Here is a 22,376-nt window from a genome sequence, read left to right as displayed (position 1 = left end):
CGTCCGACATCAAGAGAGCGGTAGCCTTTTTTAATATAAATTTTTCCTGCTCCAGGCGTTTCACCCGGGCTTCCAGTTCCTGAATACGCTGCTGTTCCGGTGTTAGCGCTTTGGATGCAGGCGTATGTCCACCTCGCTCTTCCTGTAACTGTTTAACCCAGCGACGTAGGGCTGACTCGCCCACATCAAGAGCTTGACAAGCCTCTGGAACACTGTAGTTCTGGTCGACAACTAAACTGGCTGCCTCCAACTTGAACTCAGGAGTAAAACTTCTTCTTTGTTTTGTCATTGAACACCTCTTTGGAGGACATATTACCTCCTTAAATGGTGTCCGGGATCATTAAACCACTACAGATCTCACCTTCTAATAATTCAAGGTGTTCACTATGCTCATAAATCAACGTCCTTAAACGTTGAAAATAGCCAATGGCTGTTTTCACATTCACACCAACTAAAGATGCTGCGGTGCGGGCTGTTACTCCCCCTACAAATAACTCAATTAATCGCTGTTGCTTGTACCAGCTCAATCGGCTTTTTCTCATGCTCAGATAATACCTTTTTAAGTATTATCTGGATCAGCCCCTACATAAATATCTTTCTGACTGGTTGCAAAAGCCTGTTGTCGAGATAACCACACATGATGTTCAAAAAAAATTCAAAGAGCTAAGCATGATCGGTGAAACAACTGCAAATGCCACTATGCGAGTGTTTCGTTTATTGATGCTGCATGCTGTTGCTTTGGAATTGATCCAGGAGTCTCCTACAAAAGTACTAAAAAACGCGCGACTTTGGCATAAAAATAAACGTTCAAAACGGGTTATACCTAGTACTAAGTTAGGTGAATGGTTGAGAGCCGTTCAAGAATTAAACTCACAATCATCAAAAACATATTTTTTGATGATCTTGTACATGGGCGTCAGGAGTTCAAGTGCCCTAAATTTGAGGTGGGATAAGGTCAATTTTAGAGAAAAAACGGCAGTTTTTAACACTAAAAATAATACTGATGTCATGTTACCCATACCAGAACCTCTCCTTCCTGCTTTAAAAAAGCTTTACAAAGATACGGGTGAGGGTGATTTTGTTTTTCCTGGTAAGTTTGATGAAAGCAAAACAATGTGGACACCCAAAAAGCATATAGATGCAATTAGTGGAAAGATTAATCTTTCATTTAGTAGTCATGATTGCCGAAGAACTTTTGCAACACTAGCTGAAGCGTGCGGTTTGCCCACCACAATGATAAAAAGAATGTTAGACCATGTGACAGATAGTGATGTAACGGGTGGATATATCATCACTGAGCAGGATACGTTGAGAAAAGCATTTAATCAGGTTGCAGAATTAATAAAGACACTTGCCAAAGATGCAGGATAAAGTCAAATAGCGATAATTCATCTGATGTTATTAGGTACCTATATCTATTTATAGCGCCTGGGAATAATGTCCAACCTCGTAATCATTTTGCCTTTCTCTAGATTGCTGGCTAAAGTTTTGTAATTACTCTTTTGACAAAAACTTTTTTCTTGAGTTGAAGTTTTGCATTAAATTCATAATGTGTAATCAATCACAGATTCATAAAAAAAGGATTTAGGAGTGTTGTTTATTTTTATCTCGTAATGTTAAGTTGAGTTAAGAATGAAATAGGGAATTATTCAGTATGGATACTGGACTCAACATATTAGTGGCTTTTGCCCGCTTTCACCAGCTTCCTGCTGAGCCTGATCAGCTTTCACATGAGTATGGGCAGCCTGGAAAACACTTTACTGATACCCAAATACTCCAAGCAGCTAAAGCACTAACGTTAAAAGCTAAAAAACTTTCGATGGTGATGATACATACATCATAGGTAGTGGAAGCGGTAAAGACACCATCATTGATTCTATGGGTGTAAATACAATTAGTTTCATAGATGGTATTGGTTTCTCAGATGTTGCAAGTGGCCTAATGAGGTCTGGTGATGATCTTATCTTGAATATAGCTAGTACAGGTAATCAGGTGAAGGTTAATAACTTCTTTGCGGTAGCCAATACTATTAATAGTCTAGATTTCGAAGATGGCTCTCAAATTACTGCTAACCAACTCTACGGTGCATTTGGTGTATCGGCACCAACAGATACTGTTGTTATCGAAGATGCGTTGAGTCACGTAATGACTGGTACAACGAGCAATGACACTATCACAGGTACGAGTGCAAACGAATATCTCTCTGGATTAGCTGGGGATGATATTTTGTCAGGTGGCGCGGGGAATGACCTGATTGAAGGGGGAGATGGTAATGATAGTATTAAGTTTGGCTTGAATGACGGTCAAGACCAGATCATACAAAATGATACTAACGCTGCAGAGACATATAACGATGTCATCGCTTTTGAAAACGATATCTCTTATGATGCGCTTTGGTTTAGCCGAAGTGATAATGATCTTCAAATTAACGTTGAAGGGACGGATGATCAGATAACGATTTCAAACTGGTATGACGGTACTGAGCATCAACTTGACCAGTCTGAATCAGGTTCAATGGTATTAATGAATAATCAAATCGATCAACTTGTCTCTGCAATGGCTGCATATGATGTACCTATGGGAGCTGGAAATGTTATTCCACAGGACGTTAAGGATAATCTTCAGCCTGTTCTAGCTAACAGTTGGACCGCAAACTAACTTATCAGTCTTTTCTAGAACTCGCATTTTTTGCGAGTTCTAGAAGTTTGAGTATTATTAGACGTCGTAGTCTTTAGAATGAGTGCTCCTGAACTCGCTGTCAGCGTTAAATCTGCTTGGTCCGGCCAGGCTGAGCTGGCTATTGCGAATGTGATTGGAAGTAATATTTTCTGGGTGCTTGGTTTGGCGGGACTCATCTCACCAGAGCCATTAATTGCTGGCCCACAATTGGTAACATTAGATATACCTGTCATGTTGTCTGTTTCAGTTTTATGTTTACCCTTATTTTTTGTGGGTGCCACATTAATCCGGTTTGAGGGATTTCTATTCCTGATTTTATATACATCTTATGTTTCGTACATGATTTTATTAGTTACCCAGTCTAACTTCGCAACGACATTAGAGCAGGCTTTAATCTATGGCTTAATTCCAGCTGTGTTTGTCTATATATGCTTCACAGTAGGAAATGACTTGGTAAGACGTAATAGACAAAGTCATCATGAATTATAGTCCAGCAAAAGTGAAACAGATTTTATTGATGTATAAAGAGTGTAATGAGACTGAATGATATTAGTCTATACTGTAATGGTATATAGCACTGCTGATTAGGTTTTCGATGATTGTTTCTGCCGACTCAATCGAATTTATGTTATCTATACCCTCACCAGCCCATATAATTAAGGAGTCGAGACTGACTTCATGCTGTGCCTGGAAAAACGGTTTTTGATAATGTTCTACTTGTTGTGCTAATTCAACTTCCGAACCGTGCCAACGTGAAATAAAAGGATTAACAATTGCTCGGCCATTATAGCCCTCAGGCCATGCTATTTCGCGTATGATATCAAAAACGGTAGTTCTGATAGTATCTGTAGCCTTATGTGTCAACAATTGTTGTTTCATCTTGGGATGAGCTAAAGATTCATTGGATGCATAAAAACGGCTGCCGATAGAGGCCCCTTGTGCACCGAGGCTCAATACCCCTGCCAGACTTCTGCCATCGGCAATCCCCCCGGCCGCTATGATAGGTGTATTCGGTAAATGATGGATAACTTCCTCAGTTAGTGAAAGGGTGGAACGTCCGCTTTTGCCATGACCGCCAGCCTCACTACCTTGTGTAATGATAAAATCAGCGCCTTTTTTCTTGACTTCCAGGGCTTCAGCTAATGATTGAACCTGGCAAATCAGGGGAATATTGTGGGTTTTAATTTTATCTACCCATGGGCTTATGTCTCCAAAAGACATTATCACTACTTTGGGTGAATACCCCATGACAAAATCAAACACTTCATCAGTGAGTGACCATGTAATAAAGCCGACTCCCCAAGGTTTATTTGTTGAAGATTTTATGATTTCAAGTTCAGCTTTTAGCCAAGAGATATCACCATAGCCGACTCCAATCATGCCAAGTCCACCTGCGTTCGATACACTAGCGGCAAGTCTGCCTCCTGCCACATTGCCCATGGGTGCCAACACGATAGGATGTTGAATACCTAGCGCACTTGTGAGTTTAGTTTTAATAGTCATTTATTTCTCCTGGATGAGAAGCTGTGATGTGTACCAAATAACTGTTTTTCTTCATAGGTATCATCATCAAGAGGAATGAAACTTTCTTCTCTATAGTGACGTTCATTTTCAGGTGAATAAACGGTCTTAATAATGAAATAAAATGCGAGTATTATGAAAGCGTCGATACCAATAAACATAAATAAATGAGGCGTATCGTGATACTTCAGGAGTAGTGCTAACAGAAAAAAAGTGCTCATCTTCTAGCCTCCAAGCTTAACCTGAATATCGGTTTTACTATCAGTGATGACTGGTCCATTATTGTGATGAAGCCTTACTGCTGCTCTAATGGTCATGATTACATTAAATAACATCACACAGGCGCCGCTGAAAAAAACGAAGCCCCCCATCATGCGGATAGCATAGTAAGGATGCATCTGAGCAACAGATTCAACAAATGTGTAGGCGAGGTTGCCATAGTCATCGTAAGCGCGCCACATCAGCCCCTGCATGATACCGGCCACCCACATAGCAGTAATGTAAATAGCTGTACCCACCGTCGCTAACCAAAAATGCACATTAACCAACCGGACTGAAAACATGCGCGTATCCCATAAACGTTCTACCATATGGTAGAGCGCACCAATAGAAATCATCGCCACCCAACCTAATGCACCAGAATGAACATGACCGATAGTCCAGTCGGTATAGTGCGAAAGAGCATTAACTGTTTTTGACGCCATAACAGGACCTTCAAACGTAGACATAGCATAAAAAGCCAACGCTACAATTAAGAAACGCAGAATATAATCGGTTCTTAGTTTGTCCCAAGCCCCGCTCAATGTGAACATGCCATTAATTGCACCTCCCCACGACGGAATAATCATGGCGAGGGAGATAGCTGCACCAAGTGAGCCTGTCCAATCAGGTAGGGCTGTATATTGCAGGTGGTGTGCACCTAACCAAACATAGCCAAATATCAATGCCCAGAAGTGAATAACTGATAATCGGTAAGAATAAACAGGTCTGTTAGCTTGTTTGGGTACAAAGTAGTACATGATGCCTAAAAAGCCAGCAGTGAGATAAAATCCAATGGCATTATGCCCCCACCACCATTGAATCATGGCATCTTGAACGCCGGCGAAAATCGAGTATGATTTCATCAATTCAACGGGAATCGACAAGCTATTCACCACATGTAGATAGGTGAACATTATCATCATGGATAGGAAAAACCAGTTCGCTACATAAATATGGGAAACGCGGCGAATGCTCAATGTGAAAATAAAATTGATTGAGTAGGCTAGCCATACAGCCGTTAATAAAATATCAAATGGCCATTCTAGTTCTGCATATTCTTTGCCCTGCGTATAACCAAGTGGAAGCGTCACCAAAGCGCCGATCACATAAAGGTTCCATCCCCAAAAAGTGAACCAAGCCATGTTGTCACTCCATAGCCTCACATAGCAGGTTCGCTGAACTACGTAATAAGCCGTCGCCATCAGAACACAGCCGCCAAACCCATAGACGACTACGTTGGTATGAACAGGTCTTAGACGTCCGAAGCTAATATATGGATTATCAAAATTAAGGATTGGCCAGGCGAGTTCCGAAGCAATATACACTCCTATGCCGGTACCAATGACTAGATAAATACAAGCAGCAACGGAAAACCACTTAGTGATATCTTCATTGTAATTATTTGTTTTATTCATGATTAAGCTCCTGACTTTGAATGGCTATATTGGTTAGCGTCACCAATGCCAAATTTGATCGGCTTGCTCAAAAAGAGGAACAAGTTGTTCTCTATTTACTACTTGTATACCCTCTCGTAGCGCTTCCATCTCTAGCCCTCTATCCCATAGATCTTCATACACAACATAAACGGGAATATGAGATGAAATTAAGTTATCGATATCTTTATTGATATTGGCTGGTTGAGTTTGTAACCAATCACCTATCTTTAATGGGGGTTGCTGTTTTTTTTGTTGTGTGTAATACACGGCTTGTCCTGTAAGTAATAATTGAATTTGGTCGATATCGTTTAGCTCAACTTTTTTCTGCATGCATTGGATCAGCCATAGAATCGTTTCATCTTGTTCCTCTACAACTGTTCTGAAAGCTTGATCAAGTATTTGTAAAACTTTCATAATTAACGTGTTCCAATAGTTAGAGTGTTAAATGATTCTGAGGCATAGCGCCATAAATCTGCTGGTCCTCCTCGGTTGCAACCGGGAATGGTGTCATTGACGCCGCGCCCATCTACACATAAACCACAATTAATCCATTCAAAAGAAAGTGCTTTTTTACGTGCTTTTTTTTGTAATGAAGCAATCCACGTTTTTGTCAGTGGATGATCTTCTTGTTGAGTATCATTTCCATGAATAGCGTTGCCATGTTGTTGCTTAGCGAATGAGAGGGCAGCAGCACCTTCATAAGCAAAAACCTTCACATGTGAATTAGCATCTAATGCGGCATCTAATAATCTAAAAAATGTGACTGTGCGTTCACTCTCAAATGGTGGGTCCATAAAGGCGAAAGTAAGTGTTTTATTATGTGACATTGTCATCTCCTAATTCCAAATGACCTTTTGTCCTGACAGTAACGCTTTGATAACAATATCCAGATCGGTGGTTAATATCTCTGGTATCAGTTGCTCAGCATCTATTTCTCTCTGTTGTAAAGAAAATTTATCAGCAACGAGTGTAATGTTTTCATGAAGTAATTTAGTAAAGGGGGTAAAAATGCTGCTTTTGGTTGCAGGCATCACACCGTTTTGAACAAGCACTACCGTCACACGATTGCCTGCAGTGGCGAGATGATGAATTAATTCATATTGTGATTTAGTCAGTGCATCTGTGAATGGATCTCGACTTTGTATAAAAAGAAATTCAGACATCTATCGTTCCTGTATTGATTGATTAGAGATGGATGAGGATTTAATGAAATTACATCGATGAAGAAAATCTCCGAAATGTTCTTTATCAATACGATCTGTCGAGTACAAATCGAATAAAGGAGCTATTGCATCGAGAACCTGAGTTTGACTTAGGTTTTTTTCGTGCAGAGTGGCTAGCCGGTCGCCTCGGTGACTACCTCCAAGATATAAGTTATATAAACCTGGAGCTCGTCCTGTTAAAGCTATTTCAGCTAAGTAGGGGCGAGCGCATCCATTAGGGCAGCCAGTTATTCTGAGCGTGATGGGCGTTTTTTGAAGGTTATACTGACGTTTCAAATCATCAAAAAGCGTAAGAAACTCAGGTGTTATTCTTTCCGCTTCAGCCATAGCCAGCCCACATGTAGGAAGTGCAACACAGCTCAATGTGGCAGCTTCTTGATTTGATGGGAGCAATCTTTCATATAGACCAAGATCAGATAATCGTCTTGCTACGTCATAAATGTCATATGGTGGAATATTGATAAGCTGAATATTCTGGTTTGCAGTTAACCTGACTTCACCACTATATTGCTGAAAGAAAGCCTGTAATTGATCTTGTAAATGATCATTGATACGTCCGCTTTGAATATGTAGTGTTGCGCACCACTGACTATCTTCAGTTTGGTGCCAGCCTAACTTATCGCCATTATGCGCGAATTTATATGGCTTTAGTGGTGCTAGCTTTTTACCAAAACGGCTTATGAGTAATTCTTTGAAGTTATCTAAACCTATTCTGTCTAATGTGTATTTGAAACGTGCACGATGTCTATCTTTCCTATCACCATAATCGCGTTGAATACTCATGATGACCTCAGCGATAAATGGCGCATCTGATGCATCTATAAAGCCAATGGGGGTGGATAGTCTCGGATAGCTATCTTCTCTGGAGTCAAGCTGCCCCATTCCACCGCCGACACACACGTTGAAGCCAACCAGGCGAGATTCCTTAATAACAGCTATAAACCCGACATCTTGGGCAAATATATCAATGTCATTATCTGGAGGGATGACGAATCCAATTTTAAATTTACGAGGTAAATAGGTATCTCCATAAAGTGGCTCCTCAGAGTGGGAGACTGAAGGAGGGGAGTCATACCAAGTTTCACGATAAGCAGCAGTTTTAGGTAGAAGACGCATGCTCGTTTCTTTTGCGATCTTATAGACTTGTTGGGATATTTTTGACTCATCAGGATTGACTCCACAAACAATACCGCGGTTGTCATCGCCACATGCAGCGAGGGTATCTATCTTTATCTTTTCTAGACTTATCAGGAGTGGTTGTAAGCATTGTTTTTTCACACCGTGAAGTTGAATAGTTTGACGTGTGGTAATACGTATCCCATTTGATGAGTAAATTCGTGATAAACGATCTATTTCTATCCATTGCTGTTTGGTTAATCTTCCACCTGGAATTCTGAGTCTCACCATAAATTGATAATGAGGTTCAAGTTTTCGAATGAGACGATGTTGTCGTGTATCACGATCATCTTGTTGATAGATGCCATGGAATTTTGTTAACAATCCATCATCGTGACTGATACTTCCTGTATTAGAATCATTTAGTCCCTCTCTGATCGTGCCTCTTAAAAAATGACTTTTTGCTTTAAGCTGTTCATTACTATGCTGTTCAATGAGCGGTTGACTAATATCAGACTGTCGATCAATAGTAAGTATGGTCACTTTATTTCTCCGTAAAATTAATATACGTTTCTATGCAATCGTTTTTGCTGAGTGAGTTGAAGCCAGATCCGAGAATAAGATGACGCATGGCTCAAGGTTTCTGTGAGATGGTCGAATATGTTCTTGTGACCTGATAAATACAGATGTGCCCCAGCGTTTAACCAGCCTTTAAATGTGTCTTCATTGTCTTGAATGATGTCGTAGATTGATTTAACTGAGATGTCTTCAGAAAAAGACGTATCTAAGCGAGACAATAGGCCATCTTGTAAATATTGGCACCACTCCGTTTGATAGAGAAAGTCATTTAAAAATGTATGTTCTCTTAGTATTAACCACACTGAATGTTCACGGTTAGGATCGGAGCTAATCTCTTGCATGAAAGCTCGAAATGGTGCAACTCCCGTTCCGTCAGCAATGAGGATAATGGGGCTATTTTGATTGGTGGGTAAATGAAACCGTTTATTGTGATGAGGGAAAATAAGAAGATGTTCACCTTCTTCTATATTCGTTAAATATGTTGAACAAATTCCATTTTGTAACTTCCCAGACCAAAGATATTGATACTTTTCTACAGTGAGATGTAATTCATCTTGAATCTGGCGAGTGCTGTTGGCAATGTCATATAAACGGGGTTGTAACGGCCTTAAGCTATCGATTAGCTGTTGTGGATTTAACGGTACAGGGTAGTTGACTAGTAAATCTGTTAATTGGTGCCGTTTGAGATATGAGCGTAATGTTTGTTTATCCTGACTTAATTTTATTAAGTCATTGTTTTTTGAAATCTCACTCCATTTAGTTAAACATTGTGCTGTTACCAAAGTGAGATCACAATATTCACGCAAAGCCTGTACTAGTGGCATGGCAATTTGTTTTACAACAACAGATTCGTCTCCTGAGAATTTTGTTAATGACAATATTTGGTGTACGAGTTGAGGAGGATTCTGAGGTAAAACACCGATTCCATCACCGGCAGTCAGACTCAGTTGAATATTTTCTGGTATCTCTAATTCTAAGTGATGGATAGGGTTTGTTCTTGAGTCATCAGATAAACGAGTATTCTTGACCACTTCTACAGAGAGTGGACTTGTTTTTGAGTAGGTCGAAGTACGGATTTTATTACTGCTTCTTTGATGTGCTTCATCGTTTTCTGTGATATCTGGTAACGTCGGAAGAAAGAAACTAATCCATTCATCAGCCGTTTCTTCAAAATCAACATCACACTCTACACATTCAGTAAAAGGTATTGCACTGAGCTCACGCAACTTGGCATCAATTTTGAGACCTGTTAAACAAAAGTGATCATATGAACTGTCACCTAAAGCAAGCACTGCGTAAGAAAGATGAGATAAATCTTCATTTAGGTTAAGCAATTCATCATAGACAGATGTAATGGGTTCTGGTGGATCGCCATCACCATGAGTGCTACACACAATGTATAGATGATCAATATGTTTTAGTTGTTTGAACTTGAAATCCGCTAGGTTAATAATTTCTATTGATTTATCTTGATGACATGCTTTTTCATAGAACTTTTGAGCAATACCTTTCGAATTACCTGTTTCTGTTCCATAGGCTACGACGGCCTTCTTTTCAGCAGCTATGCTTTTATCTGAAGTGGAAATGTCTAATAAATTATTTGCTAACCATTCTGTTTGTTGATTAGACAAACTTTTGAGAAGGTTTGCCACGGCCTCCCACTCAGATGTTGTGAATAATGATGTAGCTAAATTTTGCATGAAGTGTGTTTCTAGTGCTGTGAATGTTGAAACACATTATGGAGAGATTCTTTTGTAATATATAATGAATATTATCGCAACTTAATATCAAAAATATTCATATGGATGTCAGTTTAGCCAGAACATTTCTTGAAATTGTCAGGTCGGGAAGTTTTATCTCTGCAGCAGAAAAACTGCATGTGACTCAAACTACCGTAACCGCTCGAATTCATAATCTTGAGGGACAACTTGGATGTAAACTGTTTGTTCGCAATCGTTCAGGTGCAAGTCTAACCTCAAATGGTGTCAGGTTTGTTGAGCATGCAACGAAAATGGTTCAATCATGGGAGCTGGCAAAACGAGATCTGCCTCTACCCGAGGGAGTACAAAATGTACTTAATATTGGTAGTGAAGTCAGTTTATGGAGTCCGCTTGTCCTACAGTGGTTAAATGCACTTAATATCACTGAAAGTGAAGTGGCCATTAGAGCTGAGATTGGTGAGCGTCAATCACTCATGGAGCAACTTGAAAATGGTGTTCTAGATATTATTCTGGTTCATCAGCCTGAATATTGGCCAGGTGTTCAGGTCGAGCAACTATTAGAAGAAAAGCTCATCCATGTAAGTTCAGTTGATAATCCTCAACCTTATGTCTACGTGGACTGGGGAGATGACTTTAGACGTCAACATGATGTGGCTTTACCTGAACTAGCAAGAGCACAACTAACTATTAGCCTCGGGCCATTGGCTTTACATTACATCTTAACAAATGGTGGAAGTGGTTATTTTCGTACGAGAGTGGTTGAGCACCATATAAAAGCAGGACTCTTAAAGCATAATGAACATTATCCTGAGTTTACTTTTCCAGTATTTGTCTTGTACAAACAGGCAGATAAACAAAGATATAGCTCACAACTTAACGCTTTATTTGAATCATCAAAAATTCAGTCGCCATGGTTGCCCTAATAAGCATACGCATTAACTATCTATTTACGAGTAATTGCTTGTAAATATTTTACTCAACACATATTTAGCAATAGCGAGAAAAACATGGATGAGACGAAACAAAGAATTGCTTTATTCATTGACGCTGATAATGCGCCAGCTAGCAAATTTGAAGATGTACTTAGTGAAGTCGCAAATTATGGTGTTGTAACTATTCGTAAGGCCTATGGAAATTGGAAGTCGCCGACATTAAAAGCGTGGGAGGAACTTTTGCATGAATACGCTATTCAACCGATACAACAATTCGATTTAACAAAGGGAAAAAATGCGTCGGACATTGCTTTAGTTATTGATGCGATGGATGTCATGTATACAAAACAGATCGATGTGATGTGTTTTGTTACATCTGATAGCGATTTTACACCAATGGTCACTAGAGCCCTGGCAGAAGGAAAAGTGGTATTAGGGTTTGGAGAACGAAAAACACCGTTACCATTTGTGAATGCCTGTTCTAAATTTCTTTTTCTTGATCAAGAAAAAGAAAAAACTAAATTTGTGACAAAATCTAAAAACATTAAATCAGATACTAAACTTATCAATTTGTTAAGGCAGGCTATTGAAGCAACAGAAGATGAAGATGGCTGGGCTGCTTTGGGCCCGGTAGGAGCGAACATTTCTAATAAAACATCTTTCGATACTAGAAACTATGGGTTTAAGAATCTAAGTAGTCTCTTTAAATCGATCGATCTTTTTGAGCTAAAAAGAGGGGTGGGTAATACATACTTAGTCAGGGACATACGGAAACAGACGAAGTCCTGAAAACAATTTCTATTATAGAGATAACAAGATAATCAAACTATCTAATTTATTTGATTTCAATAATTGAAAATTTAGATGATAGTGAAGACACAAATAGATTTAGCTTATATGTAACGTCATTATTTTAGTTATATAAGATACGATATAAACCGTTAAAACTCTCTTTTTAATTAACATTGCATCGTGTCAAACATGAAAAAAGAAAATATGTGAGCTTATAGTCGACCAATGTTAGATGCTCTAGTCATTATCCTTGCTGGACTGATAGGCGGTATGCTTAACTCAATCGCTGGTGGAGGGAGTTTTATTACTTTGCCAGCTTTGATGCTGATTGGATTTAGTCCAATTACTGCTAATGCTACTGGCACTGTGGCATTACTATCAGGTTATGTTGCAAGTGTATGGCATTCACGTCATACCATAAGAAAATTACCCAACAATCTGACGCCATATGTTATCGCTTCATTATTGGGAGGAATGTGCGGAGCATTAATATTAAATTGGAGTGATGAGAAACACTTCGACAGATTGCTGCCTTGGTTGATGTTACTGTCTACTCTGGCATTCATTATTGGGCCTAAAATTACACTCCTCAAAACTAATGCAATTCGACATCAATATCTTCAACATTTTCTGATTTTGTTTGCTATTTGTCTATATGGCGGCTATTTCAATGGTGGTGTAGGAATAATGTTGTTAGCGGGCTTATCTATAATGACAAATACAGATATACATAATTCAAATGCGATAAAAAACCTGATGTCAGTTATGTTGACAACTATCGCTAGCTTATTTTATTGGATGGCTGATTTAATTGATTTTAACTTATTGTTCATGATGGGGATATCTGCACTATTTGGTGGGTATCTTGGTTCGAGATTATCTTATTCTCTCTCACAAAAAAACTTTAGAGTAATAATCATATTTTTGGGATGTGTGATGACGCTTATATATTTCAACCGATAGAGCACACTGATATGTGAATTTACCGTTTCTTTATCACGCTTTCATTTTTTAAAATCTCGATCTGATTAGTTGGGATAGATTGTTCATATATAAAAAATCAGCTTATATTGCTGATATTTAATACAAATACAGATGTTACATAACTAACCACTTCACGATGGTACTGCAATTTATTTGTCTTTTATAGTCTCAGAATCAAAACTCTCCAATACACTCTTCCGGATATTAACTTTCTAATCATCAAATACATTGATTAAAATAGGTAAATGAAATGCCTTATTAAAAAGGCGGGATTTTGATGGCTGACAATATGTTTTTATTAAGTCATTTTTTAATTAGAAACAATATATTAAAAGTTTTTATCGATTGGACCATGCGATGATTGTCTTGCAGCTGTCGATGTTGTTAATGAATCGTGCATTAACGTCATTCCGCCATTTACTTGGTATTCAATTAAGCCTTGCTTAGGGTATAGGCGCCATCTCACAAAGGAGTGACTGATGACAAACGTAAAAAAACTCTGGTTATTTCTGGCATTTTTGTTGTTTGTTTCTTTTGGGGTGCTGATATGGAGTGGTAATCAGATTTATCAACAAGCACCACCTATGCCCGAAAAGGTCGTCACCACCGACGGTAACTTAATCTACAGCCGCGCTGAAATTGAAAAAGGACGACAAGTCTGGCAGTCCTTTGGCGGAATGCAACTTGGCTCAATCTGGGGACACGGTGGTTATGTTGCTCCGGACTGGAGTGCCGACTGGATGCACCGAGAGTTGATGGCCTTACTCAATCTCTGGGCGAACCGAGATTATGGTGTGGAAAGTTTTGAGCTTGCCAATGCCGAACAGCAAGCCGCTTTGCAAGGCAGACTGAAGTCCCTAGTGAGAAAAAATACATACAATCCCGACACTGGCGTCATCACTTTAAGCTTGGACAGAGTCAAAGCGATAAGTCAGGTCTCTGAACATTATCAACGTCTCTTTAGTGATGAACCTTCAACGGTTGAGCTTCGTGAAGCTTACGCCATGAAAAATAACACGGTCACCGATCCAGAAAATCGTCGTGTACTCTCCGCCTTTTTCTGGTGGACGGCATGGGCCACTATGACTAATCGCATCGATGGTCACATTACTTATACCAATAACTGGCCTAATGAGCCGTTGATTGATAATAAACCGCCGGCGAGTATGTTTCTCTGGTCTGCATTCAGTGTGACATTCCTGTTGGCTGGAATTGGTTTAATGGGCTGGTATTACGCGGTGTCTCATGGCAAAGAAGAGGCGACCAGTAAACTGCCGGCAACCGATCCCATGCGCGATTTACGACCTACACCTTCGATGATGGCGACAGCCAAATATTTCTGGGTGTTGCTCGCTTTATTCCTGGTACAAATTCTACTTGGTGCGGTGACTGCGCATTATCAGGTGGAAGGCCAGGTTATGTATGGCTTTGAGTTATCGGAAATTTTGCCTTACTCGATAACTCGCACCTGGCATACCCAGCTGGCTGTGTTATGGATAGCACTTGCCTGGCTCGCGACCGGCCTTTATATCGGTCCTGCCGTATCGGGTTATGAACCGCCTTATCAGCGATTCGGTGTGAATCTGCTGTGGGTTTGCTTACTGGTTATTGTGGTCGGTGCCTTTACTGGACAATGGTTCGCAGTGAATCAGACATTAGGATTGGAGCATAACTTCTGGTTCGGTCATCAAGGTTGGGAATATGCCGATATAGGCCGGTTCTGGCAGTGGTTCCTGTTTATCGGTTTATTACTCTGGTTGTGTTTGGTGGGGCGCTCGCTCTGGCCGACATTACGTCAACCCTCTGAAAGTCGTTCCATTATTGGTTTACTGTTCTTATCCACCGTTGCCATTGGCTTGTTCTTTGGGGCGGCACTGGTCTGGAATGAACACACCCATATTTCCATGGTGGAATACTGGCGCTGGTGGTTGGTTCACCTCTGGGTTGAAGGATTCTTTGAAGTCTTTGCCACAGCAGTTATTGCGTTCTTATTTACTCGTCTGGGCTTAATCCCGGTCAAAACAGCAACAGTTGCTGTGCTGTTTGCCACGATTATTTTCATGTCAGGAGGCGTAATTGGCACATTGCATCATCTCTACTTTGTCGGATCACCTACACCGGTATTGGCGTTGGGTGCCAGCTTCTCAGCACTCGAAGTAGTGCCACTGGCCTACATCGGGTTTGAGGCGTATCACAATTACACGTTGGGTCATGCGACTGAGTGGATGAAACGTTACCGCTGGCCGATTATGTTCTTTGTGGCCGTGGCGTTCTGGAATCTGGTCGGTGCGGGGTTATTTGGCTTTTTAATTAATCCACCATTATCGCTGTACTACATGCAAGGTCTTAACCTGACGCCTCTGCATGGTCATACCGCCTTGTTTGGTGTTTACGGTATGTTGGGTATTGGTCTGACCTTGTTCTGTATACGCGGTATCAAGCCTGATCTCATCTGGCCGGAAGGCATTCTTAAAGCCAGCTTCTGGTGTTTCAATATTGGTCTGGCTCTGATGGCTTTACTCACGCTGTTACCGCTTGGCGTTATGCAATTGTTTGCCAGTCTGAATCATGGTTACTGGTACGCCCGATCAGCGGACTTTATGCAGCAACCGGTTGTTGATTTACTGGTCTGGATGCGTGTGCCTGGCGATACCATCTTTGCTGTCGGCGCTTTGTTATTAGCTTGGTTTATTCTCAGCTTATGGATTAAACCAAAATATGAAGGTGGGCAATAACGCGGCTAGAAGCCAATCCGATTTAAGGACGGACTGACGGTGATTGAGTTCTATGATGAAGTTCGGCAAGTACACTGGCTGATGGCCTTTGCCAGTGGCGGCTTGCTCTTCATTCATGGGCTCATTCACCTGAGTCAAGTCGATAATCTGCTTTCAACGTCCGTTCGTTATCTTCGCTACGGCGTTGATACGGTGTTAATCACCGCAGCGTTAATGCTGACCAATATCGTGCAGCAATTTCCTTTTATCGATGCTTGGCTCACGGTGAAGTTTCTGCTGCTGATAGTTTATTTGTTTCTCTCACACATCATGCTCTACAACACTCGAAACCAGCGGCAATATGTCATAGTTTGGGGGCTGGCCTTGATGACCTGGTTGTTTATTTTCAGCGTGGCGAAAACCCACAATAGCTGGGGCATATTTAGCATGCTCTTTTGAGATGAAAGTACATTCAAGCCTATGGTTGGCTCGTTGAAAGACATTTTATAGGTGCATTTAGAGGATAGTTATGTACGGGACATTATTACTGCTTCACATACTGGCTGCCACCATATGGACGGGAGGGCATATTGTCTTATCAGTGGTGATCTTGCCTAAGGTATTAAAGCATCGTTCGCCTGAAGAGCTGCTTAGTTTTGAGTCAGTTTATGAAAAGATAGGCATGCCCGCCCTGATTATTCAAATCTTAACGGGTTTGTATCTGGCTTATCATGTGCTGCCAGACATCACACAATGGTTTAACCCCACAAATCCCGTATCACATGCCATCATGGCAAAGTTATGTCTGCTGCTTTTAACACTCAGCTTTGCTGTGCACGTACGATTTCGCGTGATTCCTCACATGTCTCCAGACACACTCAAAGTGATGGCCTGGCACATCATTCCCGTCACCCTTCTTTCCATCTTGTTCATCATTGTTGGTGTATCATTCCGAACAGGTTGGCTTTATTAATCACACGGCAATAACAGGAGGCATACATGAACATTAAGCTACATCGTATTTATGAAAGTGATGTACCCACAGGTTACCGAGTACTGGTGGACCGATTATGGCCACGTGGAGTATCAAAAGAAGACGCCAATCTGGATGCCCACTGGAAAGAACTTACCCCCAGTGATGAACTACGTAAATGGTTTGACCACGACCCTGACAAATGGAACAGCTTTCGTAAACAATACCTCAGCGAACTGAGTGAAAATAAACAAACAGCCAAAGACTACCTAGCCGAAGTCACACAAAAAAACGTTGTGCTCCTCTATGCAGCAAAAGACAAACAACACAGCCACGCCTATATACTAAAAGAGTATCTGGAAAAGCTGGGTTAAAATTAAAATAGACGTTATAAAGTAAAAAAATATTTAATAATTCGTCTGTGACATTCACATACTAAGGTTTTATTAGTTATATACTGTTCGTATGAAAGTATTCATTTCTCTATAAATAAAGTATCCATTCAGATTAGACTTTTATGTGAAAGCACTAATGAAGAGAATAATTATGAAGATATTTATTTGTTTAATGTATTGATGATTTACGATTCAGAAAAACAGCCAAAACAGGTTATCTAAAAGCCAAATTTTTTGAATACTCATTAAGTAATGGCTATATAACTAAGACTTTCGGAATATGACTACAAAATATTTGTGAAATAATTATCAATTTCGCAATAAAAATTTTTGTAGTTTAATTTTCCTTGTCAGGTTTTTCTTTTCTTGTATTACTTGAGTTTTGTAACTAAAACTCATGTCATTCCTTGATAATGCTTAAATTAGACGGCGTTATCAATTTTCATCAGACACCAAAATATATAATAGAGTATACCTTCTATTATATATTTATAATCAATGGGTTAGGTGTTAACGTATTCTGCGCCCCTAGGTATACTGTCCCCAGTAATACACTGTAAATAAAGGACATGCTTATGGAGGAATTCATTAAACTCATCACGCCGCAGGATACAGCCAAACTGCTCAACGTCAAAGTTGGAACATTAGCCAATTGGCGTTCTATGGGGGAGGGGCCGGCGTATACAAAAATAGGTAAGTCAGTTAGGTATGCACTAGAAGATATAAATGAATTCATAGCTAAAGGACGGGTGGCATAATGTTAGTCCATGCATTAACTAATAGTCGGTTCTATAGGTTTAGATTGTCTTTTGCGTATTGGAGGTTTCTCTGATGGCAAGATTTCAATTTGCACACATAGAAACGTATGCCAGAACCGCATCCACACTTTCAAAAAGTAGTTCTGTCAAAACCTGTTATGACATCTTAGCTGAAGCGAGTCGTGTTGACGAACATAGCAGGCATGTTTTGTCACCATCACCACCTGAGTTACTCGATGGTATAACGGCGCAAGAGCTGGCTGAAAATTTAAACCTACTTTTAGAAAATGAAGCGACAGAGGTTGTTCTTGGTGGCGAGGCAAAGAAAAGAGCTGTCAGAAAAGATGCTCATGTTCTGTTAGCTGCGGTATACAGCTACCCCTCTCAAAGTCAAATGTGTGATCTGGACGAAATAAGACCTTTTTTCACGGATTGTATCGAATTCCACAGAGAGAAGTTTGGAAGCGTTCAATCTGCTCTACTACATACTGATGAGCAATACTTACACATACATGTGTATACGGTTTCAAACAATGCAAGAAAGCATCATCCTGGTCATATTGCAAAAGAACTGAATAAATCAGAGGCAAACAGTATTAAATCAAGCGAGGCATATAAAAATGCAATGAGTGCATTTCAAGATGATTTTTATCAGTCAGTATCTCAGAAATATGGTCTTGAACGAATAGGTCCAATGAGAAAGCGAATTCAATCTGAACTATATCAAATTGCTAAACAAGCAAAAGCATCTGAATTAGCTGAATGGATTGAAAACGAAATGATAAAGAAAAAGAAAAAACTTCAAGATGAGGCTGAACGGATAAAGCAGTTTTATGATGAAAAAAGGTTTGAAGTAGAAAGTGAGTATAAGCAGTTTAAAGAAACCAATGATGTGAGCATACAAGAATTACAAGAAAAGACTCAATTAGCCGAAACTGAATATGAAGACCTAATTAATCAAAGAGAGATGATTTTTGACATCTTAATTAAAAATCAAGAGCTTATTTCTGAGAATGAGAACTATAAAAAACGTCTTCATGAATATGAAGAGGATTATGGTCCACGGTAAATTAAATAGTTAAATGGTTTATATAAGACAGATAACTACTTTTTCTTAATAAACGACGTGAGAAAAATCATGAGTCAAAGTATAGAAAGTCATAAAGATATCTCCCAACGGCTTCAACAACTTTTAGGGGCGGAAGCGAGAGGTGGATGGATCTGTTTTATGCAGACTGTTGAAAAGGAGCTTCCATTTCTTATGCAGCGTGGCCGTCCCAATAAGCATCATATTGAAGCGAGCATTATTGGTGAAAAGGGGTGTACATCATGGAAAGATTATCTAAAAACTGAATTGAAGTGGAAGTACGCGACATGGAAAAATTGGAAAAAGGCCTACCAGTTATCTAAGGAATATTCATATATCAAAGATTATGGATTAGAAGTCTCTGAGCTATTGAGAGTTTCCAATAAATCTATTAACTTTCCATCATCATATGTTGACTATCAAGAGTATGTTGAAAAGTTGGAGCAAGAAAAAAGTATATCGTTATCGAAAACCAAACAGTCTCTGATGGAGGAGAACAAGAAATTAAAAGAGCACCTATTACTGTTACAAAAGAAAAATATTGAGCTTAGCAGTGAGTTGATTAACTACACAAAAGTGCAAAATAACGCCACTTCTCAAGTTAAAGATTTAAGCAAAACTTTACCTATTAAGTCATATCCCATCGCAGATTATTGGCTCGCTGAAGTGATTCGTACACTTAGGTTAGAGTATGAAATAGTCGTAAAAAAATTTCATGAAAAATCACAGGAAGCATCAACTTTACGACGTGAGAAAGCCGAAGTCATTACGCGTTGTGAATTAATAAAACAAAGATTGAGTAAAACACTAGCAATCCGAACAGCTGACATAGAACGTTATATAGAAAGCGAGTGTATTGGAATATCGGGGTGAGATTTGTGGCATACACATAGCCAACCAGTCAGCTAGCTACATTAACTGTATAATCTCACGCATAATTGTTTAACAGTAACAAGATAAATGCCAATCTCTCCATCAGAGCTAAAGAAAATAAGAAAATCTCTATCACTCACACAGCAAGCAGCTGCTGATAGTGTTCGTGTTGAGCGACAAACATGGATAAGTTGGGAAAGAGAGCCAGAGAAGACGACACACAGAACTATCCCTGAGGGTTTACTTGAGTTATTTTTTATAAAGCATCACATTCAATATAAAGTAATTGACAAAAAAGTATACAATGTAAACTATAAATAAAAAATTAAAAGGCCAGCTAACGGTCTTTATTTTTGTCAATTATAGTTTACATTGTAAACTTTATATTGGAGGGATTATGAGTGGAGTACAAAGTAGTATGCTGATGGAGTATCGAGATATTGATTTGGCTTGGACAGCAGGGTTTATTGATGGTGAAGGCTGTCTGCATATAATGAAACAGAAGTACAAACTGGCGAGTACAGGTGAAATAAAGTACACCCATACTGTTAGATTACATATTGTACAAAACAATCTGGAAGTACTTGAACACATAAGAGATACCTTAGGTATTCATGCAAATATTCACAAAATTAAACGTAGCATTGAGACAAATCGTCAGTGTTACACACTTAATTACAACTCTTCACATGCCTATAAGGCAATTAAATTAATTGAACCATATTTAGTTCGAAAACGACCTGAGGCTAGAGCAATTTTAGATTTCTGGAAATTGGGCAAGTTAGAAATGCGAACAGGGCGTAAACCTTTGCCTACAGAGATTTGGGATATTCGTGAATGGTGGTATCGAAAACTGCAAAGAATGAAGTAACGTCATTGAAGTGATTTTGTCGGAACTACTATGCCTGAGGATAGGTTAGAAGCATAGTGGTTCAATATGAACCAGAGGGATATGAAGAATATGAAGATAGGGCTTATCAGTGATATTCACAATGAGTTTATTCGTTATCAACGAGGTGAGGTCCCTAACATCTCAAACGAAAAGGGTTTTGAAGTCCTCGTCTTGGCGGGTGATATTGATTGTCAGGGCTATGGGGCGGAGTATGCTGTCAGGCAATCTGAGTTATTGGGTATACCAGTTATCTATATCTTAGGTAATCATGAGTATTACGATCAATACGATGATAAAGAACCTGTGGTGGATAAGGTAAGAAAGATTATCCATGGGACTCAGGTGACCTTGCTCAATAATGCAACGGTAGATATTGACGAGGTACGCTTTATAGGTTCAACGCTCTGGTCTGATTATCAGTTGTTCGATTCACCCGTTAGAAACAAGATGGCCAGAGACTATGCCTCAGTCAGGTTAAATGACTTTAACCATATCAAAAGACTTGAGCAGGATGAATTAACCAACATCAATGTTGAAGACGTGGTCGGCTGGCATCAAGAAGCAAGGGCCTTTATCACTGGTGAACTCAACAAAGAACCTGCTAAGAAAAAAGTTGTGGTAACGCATCACGCACCGATGGCTGATTGTTTATCCGAGAAGTTAAGGGATGAAATACTCGCTGCCTGTTATGTCAGCAATCTTGATGGACTGATAAACCAGTATTCACCTGCCGCTTGGCTTTATGGGCATGTTCATGGCAATAATTCCTTTAAAGTAAATCAAACGTTGATTCAAAGACACGCGCGTGGGTATCCAAATGTTAATGAAAAATATAAGGATAATTATAAACCGGTCTTAATTCATATATAGAGTTTGAAGTCGTAATATTTGACAATGTATCTGGAATATTTAATCAAGAAAAATCATAAGAATTGGTTTAAAGAAGATCGAGATATGTTTGTTATTTTCTGCAGTGATTAGGTTTATTGTCATAATATTTTTCAGATATTCTTAACGACAGAATGCAGAGAATAACTAATCAGTTAGTTAATAAGTAATTTCCTTCTAGGAAATATGAATTTAAATTTAGGGGCTGATCCAGATAACTAGCCCATATTCGCTTTAACCCATTGAGTTAATTGTTTTAATTGACTCTTTGGGTCACTGTTATTAAATCGCCACTCACACTCTTTCAAAAACAAGTGAAAATGCTCCTTTGGAATACCGTTAAATCGCCGTAAGTGGCGCTTAGCTTGATTCCAAAAATTCTCAATACCATTGATATGATTTTGCTTATCGGCAAAAAGCTTACTATGGTTAATACGATAGTGTTTAAATTCGCTTACATCTAACGCATTATAACTGCGCCAAGTATCGGTATAGACAATACTGTCAGGTTTCACCGTCTGTCTAATAATGGGTATCAAGGTTGTCTCTTTT

27 protein-coding genes and 1 pseudogene are annotated in these 22,376 nt (G+C 39.4%); 17 read left to right on the top strand and 11 right to left on the bottom strand.

What is annotated here, in order from left to right; all coding sequences use genetic code 11:
- A partial coding sequence (locus BM232_RS14365) for a transposase (protein WP_143092303.1) occupies window positions 1-289 on the bottom strand: 289 nt, incomplete at its 3' end.
- Window positions 290-353: 64 nt separating this feature from the next.
- A pseudogene (locus BM232_RS14360) lies at window positions 354-542 on the bottom strand (IS1595 family transposase); the annotation flags it as partial.
- A 127-nt stretch (window positions 543-669) separates the two neighbouring features.
- On the opposite strand from BM232_RS14360, the gene BM232_RS14355 reads away from it, so the two are divergent.
- The 4 genes from BM232_RS14355 to BM232_RS14340 all read left to right on the top strand — a co-directional run bounded on the left by BM232_RS14355 (window position 670) and on the right by BM232_RS14340 (window position 3,168).
- Window positions 670-1,371, top strand: a complete 702-nt coding sequence (locus BM232_RS14355; protein ID WP_091716101.1) for a tyrosine-type recombinase/integrase — start codon at window positions 670-672, stop codon at window positions 1,369-1,371.
- 283 nt (window positions 1,372-1,654) lie between these two features.
- The gene (locus BM232_RS14350; protein WP_091716098.1) at window positions 1,655-1,843 is read left to right on the top strand and encodes a cysteine peptidase family C39 domain-containing protein; all 189 of its coding nucleotides are present in this window, start codon (window positions 1,655-1,657) and stop codon (window positions 1,841-1,843) included.
- A gap of 35 nt (window positions 1,844-1,878) precedes the next feature.
- Complete coding sequence (locus BM232_RS14345) at window positions 1,879-2,658, top strand: calcium-binding protein (protein WP_091716095.1); 780 nt, start codon at window positions 1,879-1,881, stop codon at window positions 2,656-2,658.
- A 78-nt stretch (window positions 2,659-2,736) separates the two neighbouring features.
- The gene (locus BM232_RS14340) at window positions 2,737-3,168 is read left to right on the top strand and encodes a sodium:calcium antiporter (protein ID WP_091716092.1); all 432 of its coding nucleotides are present in this window, start codon (window positions 2,737-2,739) and stop codon (window positions 3,166-3,168) included.
- Between the two features lie 60 nt (window positions 3,169-3,228).
- Here the strand turns inward: BM232_RS14340 and BM232_RS14335 are convergent, their stop codons facing one another.
- Genes BM232_RS14335 through BM232_RS14300 form a run of 8 tightly spaced genes read right to left on the bottom strand, consistent with a single transcriptional unit; the run spans window position 3,229 to window position 10,515 of the window.
- Window positions 3,229-4,182: an NAD(P)H-dependent flavin oxidoreductase gene (locus BM232_RS14335; RefSeq protein ID WP_091716090.1), complete on the bottom strand. Its 954-nt coding sequence runs from the start codon at window positions 4,180-4,182 to the stop codon at window positions 3,229-3,231.
- Complete coding sequence (locus BM232_RS14330) at window positions 4,179-4,421, bottom strand: hypothetical protein (RefSeq protein ID WP_091716088.1); 243 nt, start codon at window positions 4,419-4,421, stop codon at window positions 4,179-4,181. The genes BM232_RS14335 and BM232_RS14330 overlap by 4 nt, the downstream gene beginning before the upstream one ends.
- A 3-nt stretch (window positions 4,422-4,424) precedes the next feature.
- Window positions 4,425-5,876, bottom strand: a complete 1,452-nt coding sequence (gene ccoN, locus BM232_RS14325; protein ID WP_091716086.1) for a cytochrome-c oxidase, cbb3-type subunit I — start codon at window positions 5,874-5,876, stop codon at window positions 4,425-4,427.
- A gap of 39 nt (window positions 5,877-5,915) precedes the next feature.
- Window positions 5,916-6,311: a hypothetical protein gene (locus tag BM232_RS14320; RefSeq protein WP_091716083.1), complete on the bottom strand. Its 396-nt coding sequence runs from the start codon at window positions 6,309-6,311 to the stop codon at window positions 5,916-5,918.
- Window positions 6,312-6,313: 2 nt separating this feature from the next.
- Complete coding sequence (locus BM232_RS14315; RefSeq protein ID WP_091716080.1) at window positions 6,314-6,724, bottom strand: DsrE family protein; 411 nt, start codon at window positions 6,722-6,724, stop codon at window positions 6,314-6,316.
- A 9-nt stretch (window positions 6,725-6,733) separates the two neighbouring features.
- Window positions 6,734-7,060 carry a DsrE family protein gene (locus BM232_RS14310; protein ID WP_007145621.1) on the bottom strand — a complete coding sequence of 109 codons (327 nt, stop codon included), beginning with the start codon at window positions 7,058-7,060 and terminating at the stop codon, window positions 6,734-6,736.
- Complete coding sequence (locus tag BM232_RS14305; RefSeq protein ID WP_091716077.1) at window positions 7,061-8,779, bottom strand: NADPH-dependent assimilatory sulfite reductase hemoprotein subunit; 1,719 nt, start codon at window positions 8,777-8,779, stop codon at window positions 7,061-7,063.
- A gap of 17 nt (window positions 8,780-8,796) precedes the next feature.
- Window positions 8,797-10,515, bottom strand: a complete 1,719-nt coding sequence (locus tag BM232_RS14300; RefSeq protein ID WP_091716074.1) for a diflavin oxidoreductase — start codon at window positions 10,513-10,515, stop codon at window positions 8,797-8,799.
- A gap of 101 nt (window positions 10,516-10,616) precedes the next feature.
- Between BM232_RS14300 and BM232_RS14295 the strand changes: the two genes are divergently transcribed.
- The 13 genes from BM232_RS14295 to BM232_RS14235 all read left to right on the top strand — a co-directional run bounded on the left by BM232_RS14295 (window position 10,617) and on the right by BM232_RS14235 (window position 21,806).
- Window positions 10,617-11,459, top strand: a complete 843-nt coding sequence (locus BM232_RS14295; RefSeq protein WP_091716071.1) for a LysR family transcriptional regulator — start codon at window positions 10,617-10,619, stop codon at window positions 11,457-11,459.
- Window positions 11,460-11,543: 84 nt separating this feature from the next.
- Window positions 11,544-12,257, top strand: coding sequence for an NYN domain-containing protein (locus BM232_RS14290; protein WP_091716069.1), 714 nt, complete (start codon window positions 11,544-11,546; stop codon window positions 12,255-12,257).
- Between the two features lie 228 nt (window positions 12,258-12,485).
- Window positions 12,486-13,223 carry a sulfite exporter TauE/SafE family protein gene (locus BM232_RS14285; protein WP_091716067.1) on the top strand — a complete coding sequence of 246 codons (738 nt, stop codon included), beginning with the start codon at window positions 12,486-12,488 and terminating at the stop codon, window positions 13,221-13,223.
- Between the two features lie 500 nt (window positions 13,224-13,723).
- Window positions 13,724-15,979: a nitric-oxide reductase large subunit gene (locus BM232_RS14280; protein ID WP_091716064.1), complete on the top strand. Its 2,256-nt coding sequence runs from the start codon at window positions 13,724-13,726 to the stop codon at window positions 15,977-15,979.
- Window positions 15,980-16,018: 39 nt separating this feature from the next.
- A complete protein-coding gene (locus BM232_RS14275; protein ID WP_091716062.1) occupies window positions 16,019-16,417 on the top strand; it encodes a SirB2 family protein in 399 nt (132 codons plus the stop codon).
- Window positions 16,418-16,487: 70 nt separating this feature from the next.
- Window positions 16,488-16,931, top strand: coding sequence for a CopD family protein (locus BM232_RS14270; RefSeq protein WP_091716059.1), 444 nt, complete (start codon window positions 16,488-16,490; stop codon window positions 16,929-16,931).
- A gap of 26 nt (window positions 16,932-16,957) precedes the next feature.
- Complete coding sequence (locus BM232_RS14265) at window positions 16,958-17,305, top strand: DUF488 domain-containing protein (RefSeq protein ID WP_091716057.1); 348 nt, start codon at window positions 16,958-16,960, stop codon at window positions 17,303-17,305.
- A 596-nt stretch (window positions 17,306-17,901) separates the two neighbouring features.
- Complete coding sequence (locus BM232_RS14260) at window positions 17,902-18,084, top strand: helix-turn-helix domain-containing protein (protein ID WP_177207346.1); 183 nt, start codon at window positions 17,902-17,904, stop codon at window positions 18,082-18,084.
- Window positions 18,085-18,157: 73 nt separating this feature from the next.
- Complete coding sequence (locus BM232_RS14255; RefSeq protein WP_091716052.1) at window positions 18,158-19,153, top strand: plasmid recombination protein; 996 nt, start codon at window positions 18,158-18,160, stop codon at window positions 19,151-19,153.
- Between the two features lie 69 nt (window positions 19,154-19,222).
- A complete protein-coding gene (locus BM232_RS14250; RefSeq protein WP_091716049.1) occupies window positions 19,223-20,044 on the top strand; it encodes a hypothetical protein in 822 nt (273 codons plus the stop codon).
- Between the two features lie 87 nt (window positions 20,045-20,131).
- The gene (locus BM232_RS14995; RefSeq protein ID WP_091716047.1) at window positions 20,132-20,365 is read left to right on the top strand and encodes a hypothetical protein; all 234 of its coding nucleotides are present in this window, start codon (window positions 20,132-20,134) and stop codon (window positions 20,363-20,365) included.
- 76 nt (window positions 20,366-20,441) lie between these two features.
- Window positions 20,442-20,915 carry an LAGLIDADG family homing endonuclease gene (locus tag BM232_RS14240; RefSeq protein ID WP_050797525.1) on the top strand — a complete coding sequence of 158 codons (474 nt, stop codon included), beginning with the start codon at window positions 20,442-20,444 and terminating at the stop codon, window positions 20,913-20,915.
- Between the two features lie 81 nt (window positions 20,916-20,996).
- Window positions 20,997-21,806 carry a metallophosphoesterase gene (locus BM232_RS14235; protein WP_177207345.1) on the top strand — a complete coding sequence of 270 codons (810 nt, stop codon included), beginning with the start codon at window positions 20,997-20,999 and terminating at the stop codon, window positions 21,804-21,806.
- Window positions 21,807-22,042: 236 nt separating this feature from the next.
- On the opposite strand, the gene BM232_RS14230 is transcribed toward BM232_RS14235, so the two are convergent.
- The coding region (locus BM232_RS14230) for an IS1595 family transposase (protein WP_143092302.1) at window positions 22,043-22,376 on the bottom strand (334 nt) is incomplete at its 5' end.

This window comes from Methylophaga sulfidovorans (assembly GCF_900114205.1).
In the GTDB taxonomy this organism is placed as follows: Bacteria; Pseudomonadota; Gammaproteobacteria; order Nitrosococcales; family Methylophagaceae; genus Methylophaga; species Methylophaga sulfidovorans.
Note: the sequence above shows the minus strand (reverse complement) of the source record. Positions and strands in the feature narration are given on the sequence as shown.

Bases quoted from the DNA above. Each gene is read 5' to 3' on its own strand.
- BM232_RS14355 (WP_091716101.1), top strand. From the start codon at position 670: ATGATCGGTGAAACAACTGCAAATGCCACTATGCGAGTGTTTCGTTTA.
- BM232_RS14350 (WP_091716098.1), top strand. From the start codon at position 1,655: ATGGATACTGGACTCAACATATTAGTGGCTTTTGCCCGCTTTCACCAG.
- BM232_RS14345 (WP_091716095.1), top strand. From the start codon at position 1,879: ATGGGTGTAAATACAATTAGTTTCATAGATGGTATTGGTTTCTCAGAT.
- BM232_RS14340 (WP_091716092.1), top strand. From the start codon at position 2,737: ATGAGTGCTCCTGAACTCGCTGTCAGCGTTAAATCTGCTTGGTCCGGC.
- BM232_RS14335 (WP_091716090.1), bottom strand. From the start codon at position 4,182: ATGACTATTAAAACTAAACTCACAAGTGCGCTAGGTATTCAACATCCT.
- BM232_RS14330 (WP_091716088.1), bottom strand. From the start codon at position 4,421: ATGAGCACTTTTTTTCTGTTAGCACTACTCCTGAAGTATCACGATACG.
- ccoN (WP_091716086.1), bottom strand. From the start codon at position 5,876: ATGAATAAAACAAATAATTACAATGAAGATATCACTAAGTGGTTTTCC.
- BM232_RS14320 (WP_091716083.1), bottom strand. From the start codon at position 6,311: ATGAAAGTTTTACAAATACTTGATCAAGCTTTCAGAACAGTTGTAGAG.
- BM232_RS14315 (WP_091716080.1), bottom strand. From the start codon at position 6,724: ATGTCACATAATAAAACACTTACTTTCGCCTTTATGGACCCACCATTT.
- BM232_RS14310 (WP_007145621.1), bottom strand. From the start codon at position 7,060: ATGTCTGAATTTCTTTTTATACAAAGTCGAGATCCATTCACAGATGCA.
- BM232_RS14300 (WP_091716074.1), bottom strand. From the start codon at position 10,515: ATGCAAAATTTAGCTACATCATTATTCACAACATCTGAGTGGGAGGCC.
- BM232_RS14295 (WP_091716071.1), top strand. From the start codon at position 10,617: ATGGATGTCAGTTTAGCCAGAACATTTCTTGAAATTGTCAGGTCGGGA.
- BM232_RS14290 (WP_091716069.1), top strand. From the start codon at position 11,544: ATGGATGAGACGAAACAAAGAATTGCTTTATTCATTGACGCTGATAAT.
- BM232_RS14285 (WP_091716067.1), top strand. From the start codon at position 12,486: ATGTTAGATGCTCTAGTCATTATCCTTGCTGGACTGATAGGCGGTATG.
- BM232_RS14280 (WP_091716064.1), top strand. From the start codon at position 13,724: ATGACAAACGTAAAAAAACTCTGGTTATTTCTGGCATTTTTGTTGTTT.
- BM232_RS14270 (WP_091716059.1), top strand. From the start codon at position 16,488: ATGTACGGGACATTATTACTGCTTCACATACTGGCTGCCACCATATGG.
- BM232_RS14265 (WP_091716057.1), top strand. From the start codon at position 16,958: ATGAACATTAAGCTACATCGTATTTATGAAAGTGATGTACCCACAGGT.
- BM232_RS14260 (WP_177207346.1), top strand. From the start codon at position 17,902: ATGGAGGAATTCATTAAACTCATCACGCCGCAGGATACAGCCAAACTG.
- BM232_RS14255 (WP_091716052.1), top strand. From the start codon at position 18,158: ATGGCAAGATTTCAATTTGCACACATAGAAACGTATGCCAGAACCGCA.
- BM232_RS14250 (WP_091716049.1), top strand. From the start codon at position 19,223: ATGAGTCAAAGTATAGAAAGTCATAAAGATATCTCCCAACGGCTTCAA.
- BM232_RS14995 (WP_091716047.1), top strand. From the start codon at position 20,132: ATGCCAATCTCTCCATCAGAGCTAAAGAAAATAAGAAAATCTCTATCA.
- BM232_RS14240 (WP_050797525.1), top strand. From the start codon at position 20,442: ATGAGTGGAGTACAAAGTAGTATGCTGATGGAGTATCGAGATATTGAT.
- BM232_RS14235 (WP_177207345.1), top strand. From the start codon at position 20,997: ATGAAGAATATGAAGATAGGGCTTATCAGTGATATTCACAATGAGTTT.